This window comes from Xanthomonas sp. NCPPB 2632, from assembly GCF_041228075.2.
Lineage (GTDB): Bacteria > Pseudomonadota > Gammaproteobacteria > Xanthomonadales > Rhodanobacteraceae > Luteibacter.
This window is the reverse complement of sequence record NZ_CM192979.1, coordinates 35,717-57,445: the sequence shown is the minus strand read 5'-3', so window position 1 is coordinate 57,445 and position 21,729 is coordinate 35,717. Positions and strand designations below refer to the sequence as shown.

Below are 21,729 nucleotides of genomic sequence, written 5' to 3'. Positions count from 1 at the left end.
GCGCGTGGGGCGTGGTGGGGCGTGGGCGTGGGATAGGTGAGGGGCGGCTTCTTTGCTTTGTTGGCTTTTCGCGCACATCGTGCGCTCCTACCGTAGGAGCGCACGATGTGCGCGAATGGCACGCCACATGCGCGAATGGCCCACGATCGCCATCGGCTCGGAACGTTATTGCAGCAGCCGGTTGATCGCTTCGATGTCCTTCAGTTCGGCGATGCCGGCGGCGCGCTTGAGCCGCAGCTTGTTGAGGATGAACTGGTGGCGCAGCGCGGTGTATTGCGTGCGGATTTCGGCCAGCGTCTGGATCGCGACGACGACGTTGGTCAGGCTCTGCGTGCCGATGTCGTAGCCGGCGCGCAGCGACGCCAGCGCCTTCTTGCCCGATTCCACCGCCTCGCGCGCGTCGCCCACCTGGCCGATGCCCGCGGTGACCAGGTTGAAGTAGTTGGTGGTGTCACGCGCCGTCTGCCGGCGCAGCGACTCCAGGTCGCCCTCGTCCGCGTCGCGCTGGTGGATCGCCTGGCGCACCTGCGACTGGGTCAGCCCACCGCTGAACAGCGGCACCGCCAGCACCAGTCCGACCGTGGTGGTGCCGGTGCCGTAGCCGGCACCGCCGCGCACACCGTCGCGCCATGCACCGGCCTTGTCGTAGTTCACGGCGAGGTTCACGGTGGGCAGGTGGCCGCTGCGGGCCGCGGCGATCGCGTGCTCGTCCGCCCGGACCAGGTGACTGGCCGCCATCACGTCCGGGCTCTGACGCATGGCCTGCTCCACCCAGGCGTTCGCATCGTTGGGCGTGGGCGCTTCCATCGGCAGGTCTTCGCGCAGCGCCTTCAGCGTGCCCGGCTCCTTGCCGGTCAGCTGCTGCAACGCACGCCGCGCATCCTTCAGCGAGGTCTCCGCATCCACGCGCGACGACTTGATGTAGAGGTAATACGCGCGCGACTGGGTGAGATCGGCTTCCGGTGCCAAGCCGTTCTTGAACAACGTGCTGGCCTGGTCGTACTGCTGCTTATAGGCATCTTCGTACGAGCGGAACACCTCCACCTGGTCCTGCGCCACCAGCACGTTGAAGTACGCCGTGGTCGCGCGAACGTACAGATCCTGCAGTTCGCCCTGGTACGTCGCGTCCTGCGCCTGGGCCGTCGAGGCCGCCTGCCGCTCCCGCGAGAACTTCGACAGGTCCAGCACGGTCTGGTCGAGGGTCAGGGTCAGGTCGCGTTGCCGGCTGTGTCCGTCCGTGGTGGTGGATGGTGCAGCGTCGTTGCTGGACTGCACGCCGATGTTGCCGGGATGGAACTGCTGCAGCTCGAGGCCGGCTGACAGTTGCGGCAGCAAGGCCGCGCGCGCCTGTGGCACGCCTTCCGCCACCACCAGCCGGCGCGCGTCCGCGCTGGCCAGCACCGGATCGTTGGCCACCGCCTCGCGGTAGACGTCCATCAGGTCTTCCGCGCCCGCGGTAGCCGGAAAGCCACCGGCCAGGGCCAGCATCGCCACCAGAACGCCCGATACGTACCTTGTTTGCATGTCCGCCCTTGCCCGCACCCGAAGATGGGGTGCGCATTGCAAGCGGTGTGCCACGCTGGGGAAACGCGGTGGGACGCACTGCGGGCCGCGCTTTCAGACGGCCGAACGGCCTTTTCGCAAGAGCTTGCGCCGGTCGGCGCCCATGTAGCGGCGGCGCCGACCCGTGTCCGCGGACGTTATCGCGCGGACACGGGCGGTCACGGGGAGCGGCCGCGTCAGAAGTTCCAGCGCACGCCCAGGTTCACCGCATCGCTGCGCTGGCGCTTGCCGATATCGGCGTTGTAGTACACGAACGTGCTGGCCTTGGGCGTGATGTCGAAGCTCATGCCCACGCCCGCCTGCCAGTGGTTGCGCACCGGCTCCGATCCCTGCACCGAGAACGTGCCACCCGGTTCGCCGGCGAAGGCATTGTTGACCGACACCGTGTTGTCGCGGGTGTTGTGCAGGTAGCGAACCATGACGATGGGATGCAGCTTCGTGCCTTCCACGCCCAGGTCCACATCGCCGACCAGGCGCGCACCGACGCCGTACTGCAGGCTGCTGGCGCTGGCGCGGCCCACGCGCAGGTCCGCGTCGCCGGCATTCTTCTCGGTAAAGGCGTCGTACTTGACCTTGCTGTAATACGCGCCGACGAAGGGCTCGAGGTGCATGGCCCGACCCAGCGTGAAGCGGTAGCCGCCTTCCAGCGAAGCGTTGGTGGTTTTGCCGTCGTAGCTGCCCGTGGCCTGCGGCGTGAAGCCGCCCACCGCGATGCGCCGCGAGCTGTCGGCGTTCTGCCAGCCGTACGATGCCAGGCCCTGCGCCCACCACTGCCTGTCGTTGAAGTACAGCGCATGCAGGCCGATCGCCGCCTGGTCGACATCCGTGTAGTCGCCGCGGCGATCCACCTCGGTGCGCGAGTTGGCGACGTTGGCATGCACGCCCAGGCGCAGGTCCGGCGTCACCGGTGCGTCGGCACCGATCACTACGCCATGGATGCGGTAGTCGGTCTGCGCCACGTCCGCACTGTGGTCGAAGCTGCTGCTGGAGGTATACGGCTCGGCCCAGACGGCCGGACCACGCTCGCCGGTATCACGCTGGAGCTTCAGGCGGTTGAACACCGTGTCCTGGTACTGGCTCTGGCCCGACAGCTCGGCGTTGGCGGCCGAGGCATAGGTTTCACCGGTGAGCGAATCGAAGGCACGGATCACCTGCGGCGAGCGCAACCCGCGTACGTTGCCCAACAGGGTGGACAGCGGGTCGCCACCGGAGACGGCGATCCGTTGCAGGGCCGTGGCCATCGAGCGCTGGTTGGCGCCCAGGCCCGGGAACCGGTCGAACGTGATGCCGCCCGAGCCCAGCCCACTGCCGGCCTGACTGTAGGTCAACGCCAGATTGTTGCCGATCACCTGCCAGCTCATGTCCAGGAACGGCAGGTTGCTGCCCGTCATCGTGCTGCCGGCGTAGCTGCCGGTGATGCCCTGCGATGCGCTGATCACGTTGACCTGGGTGACCGGGCCGAACGACGTGCCGTTGTTCTCCACCGTCACCGTGCCGCCCAGCACCGCCGTGCCGTTGACGACGACGGCATCGGTCACGCCGTTGTCGCCCGTGCGGATATAGGTGCTGGAGCCGGCGCCGAGGGTCAGGCCACCGACCGTCAGCACCGTACCCGGCGTGCCCGTACCCGCTGCCGCGCCGGTCGCGCCCGGTACACCGCTGGGTGCCACCGTGCCGTCGACCACCACCGGACCGGTGACGGTACCGCCGCCGATGATCGCGCCGCCCGGATTGATCGTAGCCGGCCCGCCCAGCGTGCCGTTGACAGCGACAGTGCCCGCCACGACCGTGCCGCCGGGGAAATTCACCGTGGTGCCGGCGCCGATCGACAGCGTCCCGTTGCCCACGTTGAGGTTGTCGATGTTGTTGAACACACCGCCCGGCAGGGTGGCATCGCCCGAGCCCGTGACATTCACGGTGGTACCCGGACCGGTGCCGTTGACGGTGCCGGTCACGGCCGGCAACTGGCCGAAGCCGACACCGATGCTGCTGCCACCACCGAGGTTCACCGTGCCGGCGATCGGACCGGTCACCGTGACCGTGTTGCCCGTGCCGCCGAGGTTGACCGTGCCCGCACCGCCGACGGTGAGGCCACCGTTATACGGATTGCTGGCGTTGAGGATGCCGCCGTTGACCGTGAGGCCGCCGCTGAAGCCGGACAGCGAACCGCCCAGGGTGAGGCTGCCGGTGCCTTCCTTGTCCAGGCCGCCCGTGCCACTGAGGCTGCCGTTCAAGGTGAGGTCGGCCGGGCCCTGCACGGTGACGCCGTTGCCGCCCACGTTCACGGCATTGCCGAGCGTGACGCCGGTGCTTGCCTCCAGCGCCGCGCCGTCGATGCCGAGGCCACCCGTGCCCAGCGCCGTATCGCTGCCGACCACCAGCGTGCCGCCGCCGATCGTGGTGCCGCCGGTGTAGGTGTTGTTGCCGGTCAGGGCCAGGCGGATCGCCCCTTGCCCGATCAGGCTACCGGTGCCGGAGATGGCACCGGCCAGGGTCAGGTCGTTGCTGCCGGGCAAGGTCAGCGCGGCGTTGAGCGCGATGTCGTTCGCCAGCGTGGTGACCGCCGTGGTGTCGAGGCTGGCCGCGCCGCCGACGGTGAGCGCGCCCGTACCCAGGGCCGCGCCGTTGCCGACGGTCAGGCCCCCGGCGTTGAGGGTCACGCCGCCGCTGAAGGTGTTGGTGCCGCCCAGCGAGAGCGTACCCGTGCCGTCCTTGACGAGGCTGCCGGTGCCGCCGACGGTGCTGTCGAGGGTCGCATCGGCATTGCCCGCGAGGATCAGCGCGTTCGCACCGAGGTTCACGCTGCTACCGGCCACGCCGTTGAGCGAGCCGATGGTCTGGTTGCCGGCGGCGGCGATGTCGAAGGCACCAGTGCCGGCCAGGGTGACAGCCCCGCCGCTGGCCAGGCTGCCGCCTGCGCCGATCGCCAGCGTGCCGCCGTTGACCGTCGTACCGCCGGTGTAGCTGTTGGCACCCGCCAGGGTGAGCGTCGCGCCACCGTTTTTGGTCAGGCTGCCGGCACCGGTGAGGGCGCCGCCGAGCGTCAGGTCGTTGCTGCCCAGCACGGTCAGGCCCGCGTCGAGCGCCACGTCGTTCGCCAGCGTGACGGGGTTAAGCGCGTCGAGCGTGCCCGCGCCTGCCACCGTCAACGCGCCGGTACCGAGCGCCGCATCGTCGTTCACCACCAGGCCGCCGGCGTTGAGGGTGACGCCACCGCTGAAGGTGTTGGCGCCGCCGAGCACCTGGCTGCCCGCACCGTTCTTGATCAGCGCGCCGGTACCGGCGATGACGCCGTCGTAGGTGCCGTTGCCGACGCCGTTGAGCGTGAGCGTGCTGCCGCCTAGGGTGACGTTGCTGCCGGCGACGCCGTTGAGCACACCGATCGCCTGGTCGCCGCCGCCGGCGATATCGAACGCGGTGCCCGCGTTGGCGAGTGTCACAGCGCCCGTGGACGACAGGCTGCCGCCCGCGCCGATGGCGAGCGTGCCGTTGTTGATCAGCGTCCCGCCGGTATACGTGTTGATGCCGGTGAGCGTTTCGATGCCGGTGCCTTCCTTGATCAGCCCACCGGTGCCGCCGATGCTGCCGCCGAAGGTACCGTCCGTCGCGCTGCCGACCGTCAGCGTGTTGCCGCCCAGGTTCACGGTGCCGTTGCCCACCAGCGTGCCGAACACCTGCGTGCCGTTGCCGGCCGAGAGGTCGAAGACGGCGCCCGTGGCGAGATTCACCGTACCGGTGTTGAGCAGGCTGGCACCGGCGCCCAGGGCCAGCGTGCCGCTGTTGATGAACGTGCCGCCGGCATAGGTGTTCGTGCCGTTGAGCGTGAGCGTCGCCGCCCCGTCCTTGGTCAGGCTGCCCGCGCCGGTGAGCGCACCGTTGAGCACGATGTCGTTGCTGCCCGCCACGGTGAGCCCCGCGTTGAGCAGCACGTCGTTCGCCAGGGTCACCGCATTGGCGGCATCCAGCGTGGCCGCGCCGCCGACGGTGAGGGTGCCCGTGCCGAGCGCGCCATCGTTGCCGACGATCAGGCCACCGGCGTTGAGGGTGACGCCGCCGGTGAAGCTGCTGCTGCCGTCGAGGGTCTGGATGCCGGTGCCGTTCTTCACCAGCCCGCCGCTGCCGGTCAGGCTGCCGCTGAAGGTGGCGTCCGTCGCACCCGCCAGCGCCAGCGTGTTGCCGCCGAGGGCCACGGTGCTGCCGGCCACGCCGCTCAACGAGCCGATGGCCTGGTTGCCGGCGGCGGTGATGTCGAACGTGCCGGTGCCGGCGAGGTTCACCGCGCCCGTACCGGCCAGGCTGCCACCCGCGCCGAGCGCCAGCGTGCCGGCATTGATGATCGTGCCACCGGTATAGGTGTTGGCCGCGGTGAGCGTGACCGTGGCCGGACCGTCCTTGATGATGCCGCCCGCACCGGAGATCGCGCCGTCGAGGGTCAGCGCGTTGCTGCCGAGCAGGTCGAGGTTGGCGCCGCCGGCGAGGTCGATGGTGTTGCCCAGCGTCAGCGCGGCACCGGTATCGAGCGAAGCGTTGCCGCCGACGTTCAGTGCACCCGTGCCGAGTGCCGCATCGTTGCCCAGCAGCAGGCCGCCGGCGTTGAGGGCCACGCCGCCGGAGAACGTGCTGGCGCCGCCGAGCGCCTGGATACCCGCGCCGTTCTTCACCACGCTGCCGGTACCCGCGATCAGGCCGTCGTAGACGCTGTTGCCGACGCCGCCGAGGGTGAGCGTGTTGCCGCCGAGGGTCACCGTGCTGCCGGCCACGCCATTGAGCAGGCCGATGGCCTGGTTGCCGCCGGCGGAGATGTCGAAGCCCGTGGCCGGGGCGGCGAGGTTCACCGCACCGGTGGCGGCGAGGCTGCCGCCCGCACCGATCGCCAGCGTGCCGGCGTTGATCGTCGTGCCGCCGGTGAAGGTGCTGGCGCCGGTCAGCACCTCCGTTCCCGTACCTTCCTTGATCAGGCCGCCCGTGCCCGCGATCGCCCCGGCGAACACGCCGTTGGTGGGACCGCCGATGGTCAGGGCATTGGCGCCCAGGTTGACCGTACCCGCACCGGTGAGGGTGCCGAAGCTCTGCGTGCCGTTACCCGCGGACAGGTCGAAGGTGGCACCGCTGGCGAGGTTGACGATGCCGCTGCTGGCCAGGCTGGCGCCCGCACCGAGTGCCAGCGTGCCGGCGTTGATGTTGGTGCCGCCGGTGTAGGTGTTGGGGCCGTTCAAGGTGAGCGTGGCCGCGCCTTCCTTGGTCAGGCCGCCGGTTCCGGTGACCGCGCCGTTGAGGGTCAGCGCGTTGCTGCCCAACACGGTGAGGCCGGCATTGAGGGCGATGGCGTTGGCCAGCGATACGGGGCCGTTCGCATCCAGCGTGGCCGCACCGCCGATGGTCACCGCACCGACGCCGAGCGCGGCATCGTTGCCGACGACCAGGCCGCCGGCATTCACCGTCACGCCGCCGCTGAACGTGCTGGCGCCGCCGAGGGTCTGCACGCCGGCGCCGACCTTGACCAGGCCACCGTTGCCCGACACGGCACCGTCGAAGACCTGGTCCGTCGCCGTGCCGAACTGCAACGTGTTGCCGCCGAGCGCGATGGCGCTGCCGGCCACGCCCGAAAGGGCGCCGACCGTCTGGTTGCCCGCGGCCGAGACGTCCAGCGTTGCGCCGGCGTTGGCCAGCGTCACCGCGCCGGTGCTCGCCAGGCTGCTACCCGCACCGAGCGCCAGCGTGCCGGCGTTGATCGTCGTGCCGCCGGTATAGGTATTGGCGGTGGCCAGCGTGAGCGTCTGCGCACCGTTCTTGGTCAAACTGCCCGCACCCGACAGCGCGCCGGCCAGCGTGAGCGCCTGGCTGCCCTGCACCGCCAGGTTGGCACCGGCGGCGAGGCCGATGGTGTTGGCGAGGTTGAGCGCTGCGCTGGTATCGAGCGACGCGTTGGCACCGACGTTCAGCGCGCCCGTACCGAGCGCGCCGTTGTTGCCCAGCAGCAGGTTGCCGCCGTTGAGGTTCACGCCACCGCTGAAGGTATTGGCCGTCGCCAGGTTGAGCGTCGCGTTGCCGTTCTTGGTCAGGCTGCCCGTGCCGGACACCACGTTGTTGAGCGCCAGGTCCTGGTTGCCCAGCACCGTAAGCGCGCTGCCTGCTCCGAGGTTCACGGCGTTGCCGAGCGCCACCGCGGCCGTGTTGTCCAGCGTCACCGCACCGCCCACGTTCAACGCACCCGTGCCGAGCGCCCCGCTGTTGCCGAGCAGCAGGCCACCCCCGGTGACGCTGAGGCCACCGGTAAACGTGTTCGCGTTACTCAGCGTGAGTACCGACGTACCGCCCTTGGCGAGGCTGCCGTCGCCGGCGAGGACGCCGGCGAGTGTCACGTCCTGGCTGCCGGTCAGTGCCAGCGACGTGCCGCTGCCGAAGTTGACCGCGTTGGCGAGGTTGAGTGCCGTGGTGCTGTCCAGCGCCACCGCGCCACCGACGTTCAGCGCACCCGTGCCCAGTGCACCCGCATTGCCGAGCAGCAGGCTGCCCGCATTGAGGTTGACGCCACCGCTGAAGGTATTGGCGCCATTGAGCGTCAATTGCGTCGTGCCGTTCTTGGTCAGGCTGCCCGTGCCGGACACCACGCCACCCAGGGTGACGGCCTGTGTACCGGGGAGCGTGAGCGTGGCACCGGCCAGGTTCACCGCGTTGGCCAGATCGAGCGCCGCGGTACCGTCCAGCGTCGCATTGCCGCTCACCGTGAGCGGCCCCGTGCCGATGGCGTTGCTGTTGCCGAGCAACAGGCCGCCCGCGTTGAGGTTGACGCCACCGCTGAACGTGTTGGCACCCGTAAGCGTCTGCACGCCCGCGCCTGTTTTCACCAGCGACCCGGTGCCGCCGATGACGCCGGCGAACGTCTGGGCGGTGGCGTCGCCGAAGGTGAGCGCATTGCCGCCGAGCGCGATCGTGGTGCCGGCCACGCCGGACAGCGCGCCGATGATCTGGTTGCCTGCCGCCGAGATGTCGAACGCCGCGCCGGCGTTGGCGAGGTTGACCGCGCCACCCGCAGCAAGCGTACCGCCCGCGCCCAGCGCCAGCGTGCCGGCGGCGATGTTGACGCCGCCGGTGAAGCTGTTGGCACCGTTCAGCGTGAGCGTGGAGGCACCGCTCTTGAGCAACCCGCCGTTACCGCTCAACACACCGCTGAACGTCGCCGGCTGTCCACCGAGCACATTGAGCGTGGCACCGCTGCCCAGGTTCATGGCATTGGCGAGCGTCAGCGGCACGCTGCCGTCGAGCGTGGTGGATGCATTGACGTTGAGCACGCCGCTGCCCAGGGCGCCGCTGTTGCCGAGCAACAGGCCGCCGCCGTTGACGGTGAGGCCGCCGGCGAAGGTGTTGGCGCCGTTCAAGGTCAGCAGCGACGTGCCGGTCTTGACCAGATTGCCGGGGCCGGAGACGACGCCGCCGAGCACCAGCGCCTGGTTGCCGGGCAGGTTGAGCGTGCCGCCCGTATTGAGGCTGACGTTGTTGGCAAGGGTCAGTGCCGTCGTGGTGTCCAGGGTGACGTTCGCGCCGACGCTCAGCGCGCCGGTGCCGAGCGCGCCCGCGTTGCCCAGCAGCAGGCCGCCGCCATTCAACGCCACGCCACCGCTGAAGGTATTGCCGCCTCCGAGCGTCTGCACGCCGGTGCCGACCTTCACCAGTCCACCGGTGCCGATCAGCGTGCCCGTGTAGCTGGTGCTCGTGCCGAGGCCACCCGTGGTGAGCGTGGTGCCACCCAGGTTCACCGTGCCGCCCGTACCGGCAAGCGAACCGATCGTCTGGTTGGCACCGGCGGAGAGATTGAGCGTGGTGCCGTTCACCAGCGTCACCGCCTGGGTCGGCAGCAGGGTGCCGCCCGCGCCCACGGCGAGCGTGCCGCCGTTGATGGAGAACGAGCCCGACAGCGTGTTGGCCGCGCCCAGGGTCAGCGTGCCCGCGCCCGCCTTGATCACGTTGCCCGCGCCGGACAAGGCGCCGTTGAGGGTGAGCGCCTGCGCTCCGTTGAGGGTCAGCGTAGTGCCGCCACCGACGGCCACCGTGTTGGCCAGCGTGGTCGCCGCGGACGCGGTGAGCGTGCTGGAACCGGTGACGTTGACCGCACCGGTACCGAGCGCCCCGTTGCCGCCGAGCAGGATGCTGCCGCCGTTGAGCGTGGTGCCGCCGCTATAGGTATTGCCCGCGGCCAGACTCAACGCCCCGGTGCCTGTCTTGGTCAGCGCGCCGGTGCCGGAAATCGCCCCCGCGAGTCCCAGGGTGTTGGTGCCCTGCACGGTCAGGCCCGCGCCTTGCAGGTTGAGTGCCGTGGTGACGCCCAGTCCGTTGATGGCGGATTCCAGCACCGCACCCGACACGGTCGCCGTCGCCCCGAGGTTGTCCGCGGTGTTGAGCACCGCCGTGCCACCGGTCAGGTTGCTGGTGTTGGCCAGGCGTCCCACCAGGGTCCAGCGTCCGCCGGTGATGTTGAGGTTTTCGAAATTGATGTACTGCGACGACGTGGCCGTGTTGGCACCGTTGCCCGCGGCACTTTTCAACGTCAGCGTATCGACACCCGTACCGCCGTCGACCACGCCCGCGGCTGCAAAATTGAGCACGCCCACGCCGAGCAGATCGGGTACGGACAACGCCACGCCGACGCCGGTGCTGCTGACGCTGGCGGCGGTGTCTGCCACGAAAGTGTCGTTGCCGCCACCGACGTAGACGCTGCCCAGGATCTGTCCGTTGTTAATCAACGTGTTGGACGTGCCGTTGAAGGCGATGCGCCCCTGCACCGTACCGCCCGCGGCGTTGGTCATGTTGACGTTGCCCTGGCCCGACGCGACAAGCGCCGGCGCATCCACGGCAAGCACGCTCACGCCGACCAGCGGCTTGCCGCCGATGGTGCCGGAGTTGACCAGCGTGGTGGTCCCACCGGCGCCGTTGCGAATGTCCAGTGCTACGCCACCCAGGTCGCCGGCGTTCACCGACGCCACGCCAAACGTGCCGTACATGCCGTTGGTGTTGGTAATCGCGTGGTTGCTGGCGTTGGCGTTACCGACGATGGTGCCCTTCGACAGCACACTGAGAATGCCGAGGAACGAGGGATCGATCGTGCCCGCGTTGTTCAGCGTCACGTTGTTGCCCGAGAGCGTCATCGCGGGCGTGAGCAGGCCGAGCACGGGTGCCACGCGGCCGTCGGAGGTGACGTTCACCGTGAGGTTGTTGGCCGCCGTGTTGAACGGGTTGCCCACGGTCGTGCCACCCGAACAGGTCACGGTCACGCCATCAGCGGGTGAGCCCGGCGCGCAATCCGCCCACACCTGCTGGCTGACCAGGCCCAGGAGGGTCGAGGCGAAGGCAAGGCCGATGCCCTTGCTGATCGGATGACGACGGACAGGTTTTACACGGCGCTTGCTCATGACACTCCCCATAAGCACACGCGTCTTCCGCATCACGGACGATCGCGCGCACTTCAACGACGGCGCCGGAAACATTCCGGGCCGTGAATGGACATCCGATCGATGACGTCCGCAAGACCTGCATGCGCAGGCGTTTGCTTTCCGGCGTGAGCCTAAGCGCCGGCATCGACGCTTCGATGCACAAATCTGGCGGTGGCTTTCCGGGTGCTTTGCGGGGAGGTGTGTGGGAAATCGACGATTCGGCAAACAGTGGGCAAATGCGGCAACCGTCGTTCGTCTTTCCGATGGTTTACGCTTAAGTAGTCTTACGTAGGAAAGCGCTTTATTTATGCGTTTATATCGTGCTTATGGCTTATGCCTTTTGGTATCCCATTCACTTGCGTGAAGGATGATGACTCGCGTGATGCCGAAACAATCTCTTGCCGGATAACGCTTGCGATTATCTGTTGCGTGGAGCGCGTTTCATCGGAAAGGCGTGACGACGACCGTCCGGTTATCCTCAAACGTGCAGGTGCGCTGGAATGAACGCCCGAAGGTAATCAACCAGCGTTTCCCGATGTGCGGCATCCGTGATAGCGCCGATGTAGCCGTCGGGTCTGATGAGAAATGCATCGCCATCGCCTGCCGCATAAGCCGACTGGAACACACCGTCGCTGTCATGCAGCTCACGATCCGCTCCGACATGATGCACGTCGACATCGGCAGGCCATGGTGTGATCGCGTCGTCGCCGTTGAACAGCATGAGTGTCCAGTGCGGACCCTGCGTGAGTTCGAACAGGCGCTTGCGTGTGCCGTGGCGGGTCGTGAACCAGGCGTCCGGCGCACGATCTCCGGCACGGGGGCCGCGCTGCCGCAACGGGGACTCGCACGGCAACGAACCGAGGGCATAGCCGATATCCAGCTGGCGGGTGTCGCGGCCACGGCGCATGTCGCCCTGCCTCGCGGCATCCAGCAGACGCGTGGACAAGCCCAGCATCTCTTCCGCGACAGGGCGTCGTTCGTCTTCGTAGCTTTCGAGCAGCGTGTCCGCTGCGCCTTCGCATACGGCTGCCAGTTTCCAGCCCAGGTTGTAGGCGTCCTGGATACTCGTGTTGAGACCCTGTCCACCGGTGGGTGGATGCACATGGGCCGCATCGCCGACCAGGAACACGTCGCCACTGCGGTAATGCGTGGCAAGACGTGCACTCATGCGGTACACCGATATCCACGCGATATCGTCGACACGCAGGTCGGAGCCGCCGGCGCGTTCGTCTATCAGCGCCTGCACGCTAGCCACGTCGGTGTCGATGTCGCCCTCCGCCGCTACCGGCGCCTGCAACTGGATCAGGTCGGTACCCTGCAGCGGGCAAAGCGCGAGTTGCCGGGACATGTCGCCATCGTTGAAGCGATGCCAGTAGCGCCGGTCCAGACCACGCATCCGCAGGTCCGCGACCATGGCGCGAACACCCAGCGTCTTGCCGGGAAAGTCGATGCCCAGCAGGCCGCGCACCGTACTACGCCCGCCGTCGGCACCGATGAGGTAGCGGCAGGTGACCGCGCTTGCCTCGGTGGGCGTGCGCAGGCCCACGCGTATCGCATCCGCCTGGACCACATCCGTGACCTCGGTATCCCATTCCACGGCGCCGCCCAGTTCGCCGAGCCGCTCGCGAAGGATCGCTTCGGTGCGTGACTGCATCACCATCCAGGGGGCACCGTAGGGCTCGGTCGCCGTGGACCCGGCCGTCGCGATGGCCTGCTCTTCCCGCCCACCGTCCGCGTCGTGAATCCATTGGCTGGGATAGGGCCCGCCCGCCGCCAGGATGCGATCGACGACGCCCAGGTCCGCGAACACTTCCAGCGTGCGTGGCTGGATACCCTTGCCGCGCGACCCTTCGAACGCCCCGGTGCGGCGATCGACGATACGATAGGGCACGCCACGGCGGGCCAGTTCGATAGCGAGGGTGAGGCCCGCCGGGCCGGCGCCCGCGATCATCACGTGCGTTTTGACAGACATGCTCGGCTCCTGTTATGTGCACAATGCACATATTAAGGACGAGTCTACGGCGATGGATTACTAAGTGCAAGATACACATAAAAAGGCGACGTTCCGCGAACTGCACATGGCGATGGTGGCGCTGGTCGGCGTGATGAACCGCCCCCAGCGCGATGAGCAGCTGCTCGCCGCGGCGGGCGTCAGCCTCGATCGCGCGCTGTTTCCCCTGCTGGTGCTGGCAGGCCGCTTCGGTCCGATCGCCGTGGGCGAACTGGCCGATCGCGTCGGCCGCGATTACACGACCGTCAGTCGTCAGTTGGCCAAACTGGAATCCCTCGGGCTGATCGTGCGTCAGCCCGGGCAGAAAGACCGTCGCGTCACCGAAGCCACCACCACCCCGGCAGGCGTGGCCATGAACGCCGCCATCGATACGGCCCGCGAACGCATGGCGCGCCAGATCTTCGATCGCTGGGAGGATGCGGATGTCGACACGTTGACCCGCCTTCTTTCCCGGTTCGCGCGGGAACTGGAGGCCGTGGACCCGGCGCTCCACCTGCGCGACGACTGAGCACCGCCGCTCACCGGATCGCCACGGGCTCGCCAGTACAACCGGGGAAAGGCGGTTCCCCACCGCCGGAGACCGCGATCTTGAACGAAACCCTGGATGTGGCGATCGTCGGCGCCGGTGCCGCGGGCGTGGGCGCGGCGCGCCGCCTTGCAACATCGGGCCGGAACGTCCTGCTGGTCGAGGCATCGTCGCGCATCGGCGGACGCGCCTTCACTGTCAAGATCGATGGCCTGCCGCTCGACCTGGGCTGCGGATGGCTGCATTCAGCGGATCGCAACCCGTGGACCACGATCGCCGACGAAGCCGGCATCGCCGTGGATCGCCACAATCCGCCCTGGGGTCGCTCGATCCCCCGACCCGGGTTTTCCGTGCAGGAGCAGGAAGAAGCCCGCGCCGCCTACGACCAGTGGCACGACCGGATCATGGATACGCCTTTGCCGAGCGACGTCGCGGCGGATCATCTCGTCCCGGGCGGCCGATGGAATGCCTACCTGCAGGCGATGAGCGGCTTCATCAACGGGGCCGACCTGGAGAAGTTGTCCATCGCCGACTACGCGCGCTACGAGGGCGCGGCCACCGGCGAGAACTGGCGACCGGTCCGCGGCTACGGATCGCTGGTCGCGGCGTCCCTGCCGATGGACACACCCTGCGCGCTGTCGACACCGGTGGAACGACTCCTGCTGCCCGATACAGGCGGCGTGACGCTGGGCACGCCACACGGCGACCTGCATGCCCGCGCCGTGATCCTGACCGCCTCCACCGCGGTACTGAGCGGCCCCACGATCCGCCTGCCCGACGCCCTCGATCCCTGGCGCGAGGCGGCTGGACGGTTGCCGCTCGGGCACGATGAAAAGGTCTTCCTGCGCATCCTCGACGACAGCGCTTTCCCGTCCGAGCAGCACGCCATCGGCAATCCACACGATGCGGCCACGGTGTCGTACCACATACGCCCGCTGGGCCGACCGATGATCGAGTGCTTCCTCGGCGGTGCGAGCGCGCGGCAACTGGCCGAGGAAGGCGTGATCGCCGCTTACGAGCATGTGATGAACGAGCTGGTGGCGCTGTTCGGGCGGAAGGCGCGTGAGAGCCTGCGGTTGCTGACCACCTCGCAGTGGCGGCACGACACGCGAATCGGTGGCGCCTACAGTCATGCGCTTCCGCAGTGGTCGTCCGCGCGGCGCACCCTTGCGACGCCGTATCAGGAGCGGGTGTTTTTTGCTGGCGAAGCAACGCACGAGAGTGCGTTTTCGACGGCGCATGGGGCGTATCTGAGTGGGGTTCGGGCGGCGGAGGAGGTGCTGGCTGCACTCGATGTCAGATGACGCATGACGCCACCTGTGCAAGGGAACAGGCGGTCACCTGTCAGCCAAGCGCAGCCTCGATCGGCGTCTCCCCGTCGATGAACCGCAGTGTCTTCCCCACGGCGTTGTCACCTTCCAGAAGGCTGGCAATAGCCCACGCCACATTGGCGCGAGATGTCTTGTCGCCGGCGGACGACGGGCCCTCCACCAGGTCGATCCGTCCTGAAGCGTCGTCGCTCGTCAATGTGCCGGGCCCCAGGATGGTCCAGCGCAATGATGTGGTACGCAGATAGGCATCTGCCGCGGCTTTGGCCTGCGCGTAGGCATAAAACCCATTGTCCGGTTCGACGTGGTCGATGCCCGCACCGACGTACGAGACCATGACGAAGCGTTTCACGCCCGCCTGGGCCGCGGCGTCCATCGTGCGGATGGCCGCGTCGCGGTCTACGGCATAGGTACGCTCGGGGCTACCGCCACCGGCGCCTGCCGACCAGACGACGGCGTCGCAGCCCTTCAGCTCGACGGCAATCGCGGCGGTGTCGGCATGCTCGATATCGAATACCGACGGCTGCGCACCCAACGTGGAAATATCTGGCGCATGGTCAGAGTTGCGAACGAGTGCACGCACATCGTGATGCGCGGCCACGAGCCGGGGTATGAGCAGCAGCGCGACCTTGCCGTGGCCGCCGACGATGGCAATGCGGTTCATGGGATTTCCGATTAGTGGTTTGCCCGGACTATAGCCATTGGGCTGTTGGAGTATCGTCTATGCGACTGCCATCCCCAGGGGCGAGGCATTCGACTTACGATAGCGGCCTCTGGCTGGGCGTGATGGAAATGACGATGAAGGCTACCTTGCTCAGCGATATCCGATTCGCCATGCGTATGGTGATCCTTATCCTTGTCACCCACGCCGTGGGCTATCTCACCCACGAATACGCGCCTACAACGATGGCGTGGATGCTGGGTGCGGACGGCTGCCGCCACGTTCTGGCTCTTGTTGATGTGCGCGGGTAATGTCTGGAGTTACGTACCCATTCGGGCACTGGCAACGCACGCGGACATTGCGCTGGCCGCACGCGGGTTGCAGATCGGCAGCCTGGCGTTGTTCCCCCTGTTGATGATTCCGTCGATGCTGCTGGTCGGACACTTCTTCGCGAAGGCCTGTCCGCTGTTCATACGCAACATCGCGCAAGGCAATCAGGCACGAGCACTACTGATGATCGCGATGACGACGACGTGGTTCTTCGTGTTCTTTGGAGGCTTGGGCATGTCGGGAAGTTACGGCACGGCGGCGCAAGTCTTCTCTATCGTGTCGGAGATCGTGTTGCTTCCCATCGCCCTTGCATTCCTTTGGCATCGATACGTGGCTCACGTCGACGCCTGATACGAAACGCCAGCAACATGCGAAGCCTCATTCCCGCAGAGCCCGCTTTCACGTCATTTTGACACCCGTGAGCGCGTTCCAGCCCATGCAGCTTCGGATGACGAAAGCCGAGCAGCACCGAAAGATCGCTCGCCTCAACCCGGAATTTGTGGCGTCTTCAGCGCGCCGCCCACCTGTGCTCAATTCCGCATCACTGAGCTGAAAGTCCATATTTCGTGCGGTATATGGCACGAAAGAACGTGAACCACGTCTCACAAAGCCAACTGCGCAGTTAATGGAAATATCAAATCTGCCAGATTTGCATCAAGAAGCCCGCGGGAGTGCCGTCAGAGGGAGACACTTTCAGGACTGCACATGACAATCAAACTCAAGATTACACTCGTCATGGCGTTTTCACTCTTCGTCGCATTGCTCCTGGGTGGTATCGGGCTGGCATCGCTGATGAGCATGAAAAGCCGCATAGCCACGCTCTACGACGATTCGATGGTTTCGATCATGGACGCTACGCGGGTACGGGCTCGCACCTTCGAAATACGCCTTGCAATAAACCGGGCATTCATCCGCATGGATGCGCAGACCATTGCCGAGGCGGAAAAGAAGCTGGCCGACAGCACCGCGCTGATCGATGGGGCATGGAGCGATTACTACCCCGCCCACACGTCCAGTGATGAGGAAATCGCACTGGCAAAGCGTTTCCTTGCCCACCAGCAGACGGAAAGGCAGCTCACCGCCAAGGCACTTGCCGGGCTCAAGGTCAAAGACGAGGCTGGCGTGCGAGAGCTGCTGGTCGGACCGCTCGGAGCAGCCTACGACGCGGAAACAGCCGACATCGACCAGATCGTGAAGGGAGAGAAGAAGCAGGCCACGGAGACCTACGAGGCCGCCGTTGTCGCCGTCCACCGCACCGCCGTGTTCATGTTCGCCGTGGCATTCCTCGGAGTCATCCTCGTGGCCATCGTCGGCGTGAAGCTCACGCGGACCGTGATGCGCCCGCTGCTTCGCGCTCGCGAACTGGCCACGCGGATCAGTGAGGGCGAGCTGGATCACCGGCTGCAAGTGTCCGGCAAGGACGAGCTCAGCGACACGCTGCGTGCGCTGTCCGTCATGGACGCCAAGCTGTCGTCCATCGTTTCCGGCGTGCGTGAGAGTGCCTCCCAGGTGAACCAGGCTGCCCGCGATATCTCCGAAGGCAACGACGACCTGTCCGCGCGTACGCAGGAACAGGCGTCTTCCCTGGAAGAAACGGCGGCATCGATGGAAGAAATGGCCGCTGCGGTCAAGCAGAACGCAGAGAGCGCCGAAGTCGCCCGTGCGATCTCGCGCGGACTGCGCGAAGACGCCCTGGCAGGCAGCGATGTGGCCGGTGACGCCGTGCAGGCGATGGAACAGATCACCCAGGCCAGCCGGCAGATCGGCGAGATTGCCGTGTTGATCGATGAAATCGCCTTCCAGACCAACCTGCTGTCGCTCAATGCCGCGGTGGAAGCGGCACGGGCCGGCGAGCAAGGCCGTGGTTTTGCGGTCGTTGCCTCGGAAGTGCGTGCCCTGGCTCAGCGAAGCGCGGGGGCCGCGAAGGAAATCAAGGCGCTGATCGGCAGCACCACCGAGCGAGTGGAAGCGGGTGCGGCGCTGGTCGGCAAGACCGGTGAAGCACTGACCAAGATCCAGGGGGGCGCATCGCGTGTCGCCGAGATCGTCATGGAGATCGCCTCGGCATCGCAGCAGCAATCCGCAGGCGTGGAGCAGGTCAACCAGGCCGTGACCGACCTGGACGAGGTCACGCAGCAAAATGCGGCGCTGGTGGAGGAAGCCAGTGCAGCCAGCCGCCATTCGCTGGAACTGTCGGACGAATTGATTCGGCAGGTGGCGTTCTTCCGGATCGCCGGTACGGCACAGGCCGGCAGCGACGCATCGATGGTATCGCCTTCAGCAGCAAGCACGACCGTTGCCGCACCCGCACGTCCGGTTGCTGCCATCCCGGCCGCTGTGTCCGTGATCAAGTCCCCTGCACGGCAGCCCGTGCAGGCGAAGGAAATGGAGTCGGCCTGGCGGGAGTTCTGAGTCGACGAAGATGCCGTGCAGTGAATTACACGCGCGGCATCAGCAACGCAGACAATCGATCCGGCACGCCCGGCGCACGACGCAGTGCCGGATAGCGCGGTCCACCGTGAGAATCGAGCACGCCATGATGGGTCTTGCCGTCTCGTTCGAAGTCGAACGAGACGGGCTGCTGCACGGACGCAGCAACGGCCGACAACAACGCATCCACGGTGAATGCCATGCTGTTCACCTGCGTGATACGCACGCCCGGTGCCATGCCGGTCTTGAACGCAGGGCTGTCCCGCACCACGCCACGGCATCGTTCAGCACTACAAGGCCATCGAAACGCCCGTACGGTGCCCGCCCGAACACCGCCGAGGTTTCCCTCAGAAGTCCACATCGAGGCGCTGCGCACGGGACGGAACCACTACATGGAAGGCGTGCATGTCGACGCTGTCGCGCACCCAGTCGAGGGGATGTCCATCCGCCTCGATCGTGAGGCCGGCCACGCTCGCCGCCGAGATCGTGCGCGCATGGCTGAAAAGCTCCCACTCCGGATAGAGCAGGGTGACTGCGCCAGTGGCCTGTGCCGGAATGACCTCATGCACGCGGAAGACCTTGTGCGCAGTGTCACGCGCATCCACGGATACGTCGATCTGTCCCTTGAACGCATGGTCGACGGGCAGAGGAATGGTGGAAAGAGGCGTCACGGGCATGGCATGGAGGCCTGCGGCCATCGCGAGCACCGGCAAGCCGACCGCCCAGCCCAACCTGGCGCGTCGCGCCGGTTCGAGTAAGGCGTGCTGCATTACCGGGTAGCCGGCACCGCGACGCGCGCGCCTTCACGCCTGTCGGTGGGAGGGAACAACCTCATGACGTCGTCCCCTGGTTCCGTTGGATCGGCAGGGCGCCGAAGGACTGGCTTACCGGCATCAGTTCGATCGCATTGATGTTGACGTGGGCTGGCAAGGTCGCCGCCCAGAACACGGCTTCGGCGACATCGTCCGGCGTGAGCGGCTTGGTTCCGTCGTAGACGGCGGCGGCACGCGCCTCGTCGCCACCGAAGCGAACGACCGAGAACTCCGACCCTCCGGCAAGGCCCGGTTCGATGTCGGTCACGCGTATGCCCGTGCCCGCCAGGTCGGCGCGCAGGTTGAGCGAGAACTGGCGTACGAACGCCTTGGTCGCGCCATAGACGTTACCGCCGGGATAGGGGTACGTCGCCGCGATGGAACCGATATTGATGACGTGTCCGCGGCGACGCGCCACCATGCCCGGCAGGATGGCGCGCGTGACGTACATGAGGCCCTTGACGTTGGTATCGACCATCGTCTCCCAGTCATCGGGGTCGGCGGCATGCGCGGGTTCGAGTCCCAGCGCCAGGCCGGCGTTGTTCACCAGCAGGTCGATGGATGCGAGCTCGGCAGGCAGGCTCGCCAACGCCGCATCGACGGCCAGCCGGTCACGGACATCCATCTGCAGGGGGTGGACCCGCTCCCGGCCCAGCTCGTCGGCAAGGGCATCGAGCCGGTCACGGCGTCGGCCCGCCGCGATCACCCGGTGTCCTGTGGACGCGAAGCGGCGCGCCATGGCGGCGCCAAACCCGGCGGTGGCGCCGGTCACGAGAACAATCATTGGAGTTTCCAGGATGTGGGGTGACTCCCGGCATTATGCCGGGACGACGCCTCGCCACGCATCCGCCACCTTCGTCACCTATCGATTGAGCAGTGCCGATATTTCCGTCGCCGAGTCGGACGATTTCTTCGCCAGCTGCCGTACTTCGGAGGCGACGACGGCGAACCCGCGTCCCGACTCACCGGCATGTGCCGCCTCGATGGTCGCATTCAAGGAGAGGATATGTGTTTGCAGTGCGATAGCGTTGATCACATCGACTGCGGTGCGCACGCGCTCCAGCGTCGTGCGCTGCCCGGTTACGTCGGTGGCATAGAGAATCAGTTTGGCGAACGTTCCGTCGATGGCGAAGATCGGATTGATGGTTGCCTGGAGCCACAGGTAGCGGTCGGCGACATGCACCGCCAGTTCCGTGGAGATCGATTCGCCGGCGATCAGACGCGTCCGACCCTCGCCATCCATGACCGCGCGGAAGATCGATGCCAGTGCCGCACCCGCCTGGTCTGCCGTGTCCATGCCCAGGACGCCGAGCATCGTCGGACTGACGTCGAGCACCGTGCCGTCAGGCAACCAGTTGGCCGTGGCCGTGGATTTCCATATGGCGGCAAGGCGGGTTTCGTCTTCCTGCGCGCGAAGCCGTGTCTCGGTGACGTTGGCCTGCACCGAAATGAACTTGCGCAGTTGCCCATCGGCGCTGAAGATCGGATTGATCGACAGGGATATCCAGTACGGCGTACCGTCCTTCGCGTAGTTGAGGATCTCTTCGTAGAACGGCTCACGCGCTTCCAGCTTGGCGCGGATACGACCGATCGTCACGGGGTCGGAATGCTTACCCTGAAGCAGTGGCCCTGGCTTCTTCCCGATCACGTCCAGGAAGGCATGGCCCGATAGTTTAGTGAAGCCGCTGTTGACGTATTCAATGCGGCCATCCGGCCCGGTGATGATGACCGAGTTGTCGGTTCCGTTAGCCACCAGCGACAGCAACTCGAAGCTTTGTCGCTGGGCTACCTGTGCCGTGATGTCGGTGGCGAACTTGACCACGCGCACTGGCATACCATCCAGGCCCAGCACGGGCGTATACGTGGCCTGGATCCACACGTGCTTTCCCGTCTTGTGCACGCGCTTGAATTCCGCGACCTGGAACTCGCCCTGCCGCAGACGATCCCAGAAGCCGCGATAGGCCGGACTGTCGTGCTCCTGCGGATCGACGAACAGGCGATGATGCTTGCCCACCACCTCGTCCAGCCCGTAACCGAGCGCATCGAGGAAGTTGGCGTTCGCGGTGAGGATGGTGCCGTCCATCGCGAATTCGATCACCGCCTGCGATCGACCGATGGCGGTGATCTGGCTCTCACGATGAAGGTCCATCAGCTTTCGCTGCGTGGTGTCCTGCGCGATCTTCACCACGGACACCGCGTTGCCTTTCTCGTCCAGCACCGGGTTGTAGGTGGCCTGCAGCCAGACCACATCGCCCCGCTTGGTCAAACGCGGGAACTCGGCCGCCTGGAATTCGCCTCGTCGCAGACCGTCCCAGAAGGCCGCGTAGTCGGCACTCTGCGCCATGTCCGTGGCAACGAACATCGAGTGATGTTTCCCCACGATCTCGGACGCGGCGTAGCCCATCAGATCGCAAAAACGGGCGTTCGCCGCAAGGATGTTGCCGTGCACATCGAACTCGATGGCGGCCTGTGAGCGAAAAAGGGCGTCGAGCTTACGGGTGGCGTGGGACTTGAAGAGGGCGGATGGGTTCCACACGGCTAGGCCTTGGTCGGGATCTCTCGATAGAGCCGGATAGCAAGCCAGAACCATGCCATGCAACGAGGTCGCGTTATGGCGCGCTGCGGCGAGCAGGGATGCCC

At 66.7% G+C, this 21,729-nt stretch carries 12 protein-coding genes and 1 pseudogene; 5 read left to right on the top strand and 8 right to left on the bottom strand.

Annotated features, from left to right (window positions below):
* Positions 1-165: 165 nt before the first annotated feature.
* From AB8808_RS00210 to AB8808_RS00200, 3 genes are all read right to left on the bottom strand, one after another.
* Positions 166-1,524, bottom strand: coding sequence for a TolC family outer membrane protein (locus AB8808_RS00210; RefSeq protein ID WP_369925700.1), 1,359 nt, complete (start codon positions 1,522-1,524; stop codon positions 166-168).
* A gap of 215 nt (positions 1,525-1,739) precedes the next feature.
* Positions 1,740-10,970, bottom strand: coding sequence for an autotransporter-associated beta strand repeat-containing protein (locus AB8808_RS00205; RefSeq protein ID WP_369925698.1), 9,231 nt, complete (start codon positions 10,968-10,970; stop codon positions 1,740-1,742).
* Between the two features lie 499 nt (positions 10,971-11,469).
* A complete protein-coding gene (locus AB8808_RS00200; protein WP_369925695.1) occupies positions 11,470-12,963 on the bottom strand; it encodes an FAD-dependent monooxygenase in 1,494 nt (497 codons plus the stop codon).
* A 64-nt stretch (positions 12,964-13,027) separates the two neighbouring features.
* Here AB8808_RS00200 and AB8808_RS00195 point away from each other — a divergent pair, with 64 nt between their 5' ends.
* Together AB8808_RS00195 and AB8808_RS00190 are read left to right on the top strand one after the other, a co-directional pair.
* Positions 13,028-13,510 (top strand): MarR family winged helix-turn-helix transcriptional regulator, encoded by a 483-nt coding sequence (locus tag AB8808_RS00195; protein WP_036138629.1) that lies wholly within the window; start codon positions 13,028-13,030, stop codon positions 13,508-13,510.
* Between the two features lie 80 nt (positions 13,511-13,590).
* Positions 13,591-14,832 carry a flavin monoamine oxidase family protein gene (locus AB8808_RS00190; RefSeq protein ID WP_369925693.1) on the top strand — a complete coding sequence of 414 codons (1,242 nt, stop codon included), beginning with the start codon at positions 13,591-13,593 and terminating at the stop codon, positions 14,830-14,832.
* A 40-nt stretch (positions 14,833-14,872) separates the two neighbouring features.
* On the opposite strand, the gene AB8808_RS00185 is transcribed toward AB8808_RS00190, so the two are convergent.
* Entirely contained in the window at positions 14,873-15,520 is a 648-nt protein-coding gene (locus tag AB8808_RS00185) for an SDR family oxidoreductase (protein WP_369925691.1), read from the bottom strand.
* Between the two features lie 134 nt (positions 15,521-15,654).
* Here AB8808_RS00185 and AB8808_RS00180 point away from each other — a divergent pair, with 134 nt between their 5' ends.
* The 3 genes from AB8808_RS00180 (at position 15,655) to AB8808_RS00170 (ending at position 18,259) form a co-directional block, all read left to right on the top strand.
* The gene (locus AB8808_RS00180) at positions 15,655-15,828 is read left to right on the top strand and encodes a hypothetical protein (protein WP_369925687.1); all 174 of its coding nucleotides are present in this window, start codon (positions 15,655-15,657) and stop codon (positions 15,826-15,828) included.
* Entirely contained in the window at positions 15,779-16,198 is a 420-nt protein-coding gene (locus AB8808_RS00175; RefSeq protein WP_369925685.1) for a hypothetical protein, read from the top strand. Before AB8808_RS00180 ends, AB8808_RS00175 begins: the two co-directional genes overlap by 50 nt.
* Before the next feature lie 354 nt (positions 16,199-16,552).
* Positions 16,553-18,259, top strand: coding sequence for a methyl-accepting chemotaxis protein (locus AB8808_RS00170; protein WP_369925683.1), 1,707 nt, complete (start codon positions 16,553-16,555; stop codon positions 18,257-18,259).
* Positions 18,260-18,284: 25 nt separating this feature from the next.
* Here the strand turns inward: AB8808_RS00170 and AB8808_RS00165 are convergent, their stop codons facing one another.
* The 4 genes and pseudogenes from AB8808_RS00165 to AB8808_RS00150 all read right to left on the bottom strand — a co-directional run.
* Positions 18,285-18,548, bottom strand: coding sequence for a hypothetical protein (locus tag AB8808_RS00165; protein WP_369925681.1), 264 nt, complete (start codon positions 18,546-18,548; stop codon positions 18,285-18,287).
* Between the two features lie 76 nt (positions 18,549-18,624).
* On the bottom strand, positions 18,625-19,047 hold the full coding sequence (locus tag AB8808_RS00160; RefSeq protein WP_369925679.1) for a M61 family metallopeptidase: 423 nt from the start codon (positions 19,045-19,047) through the stop codon (positions 18,625-18,627).
* A 61-nt stretch (positions 19,048-19,108) separates the two neighbouring features.
* On the bottom strand, positions 19,109-19,873 hold the full coding sequence (ydfG, locus tag AB8808_RS00155) for a bifunctional NADP-dependent 3-hydroxy acid dehydrogenase/3-hydroxypropionate dehydrogenase YdfG (RefSeq protein WP_369925677.1): 765 nt from the start codon (positions 19,871-19,873) through the stop codon (positions 19,109-19,111).
* An 84-nt stretch (positions 19,874-19,957) separates the two neighbouring features.
* Positions 19,958-21,625 (bottom strand): annotated as a pseudogene (locus AB8808_RS00150) (PAS domain-containing protein); the annotation flags it as partial.
* Between the last annotated feature and the right edge of the window lie 104 nt (positions 21,626-21,729).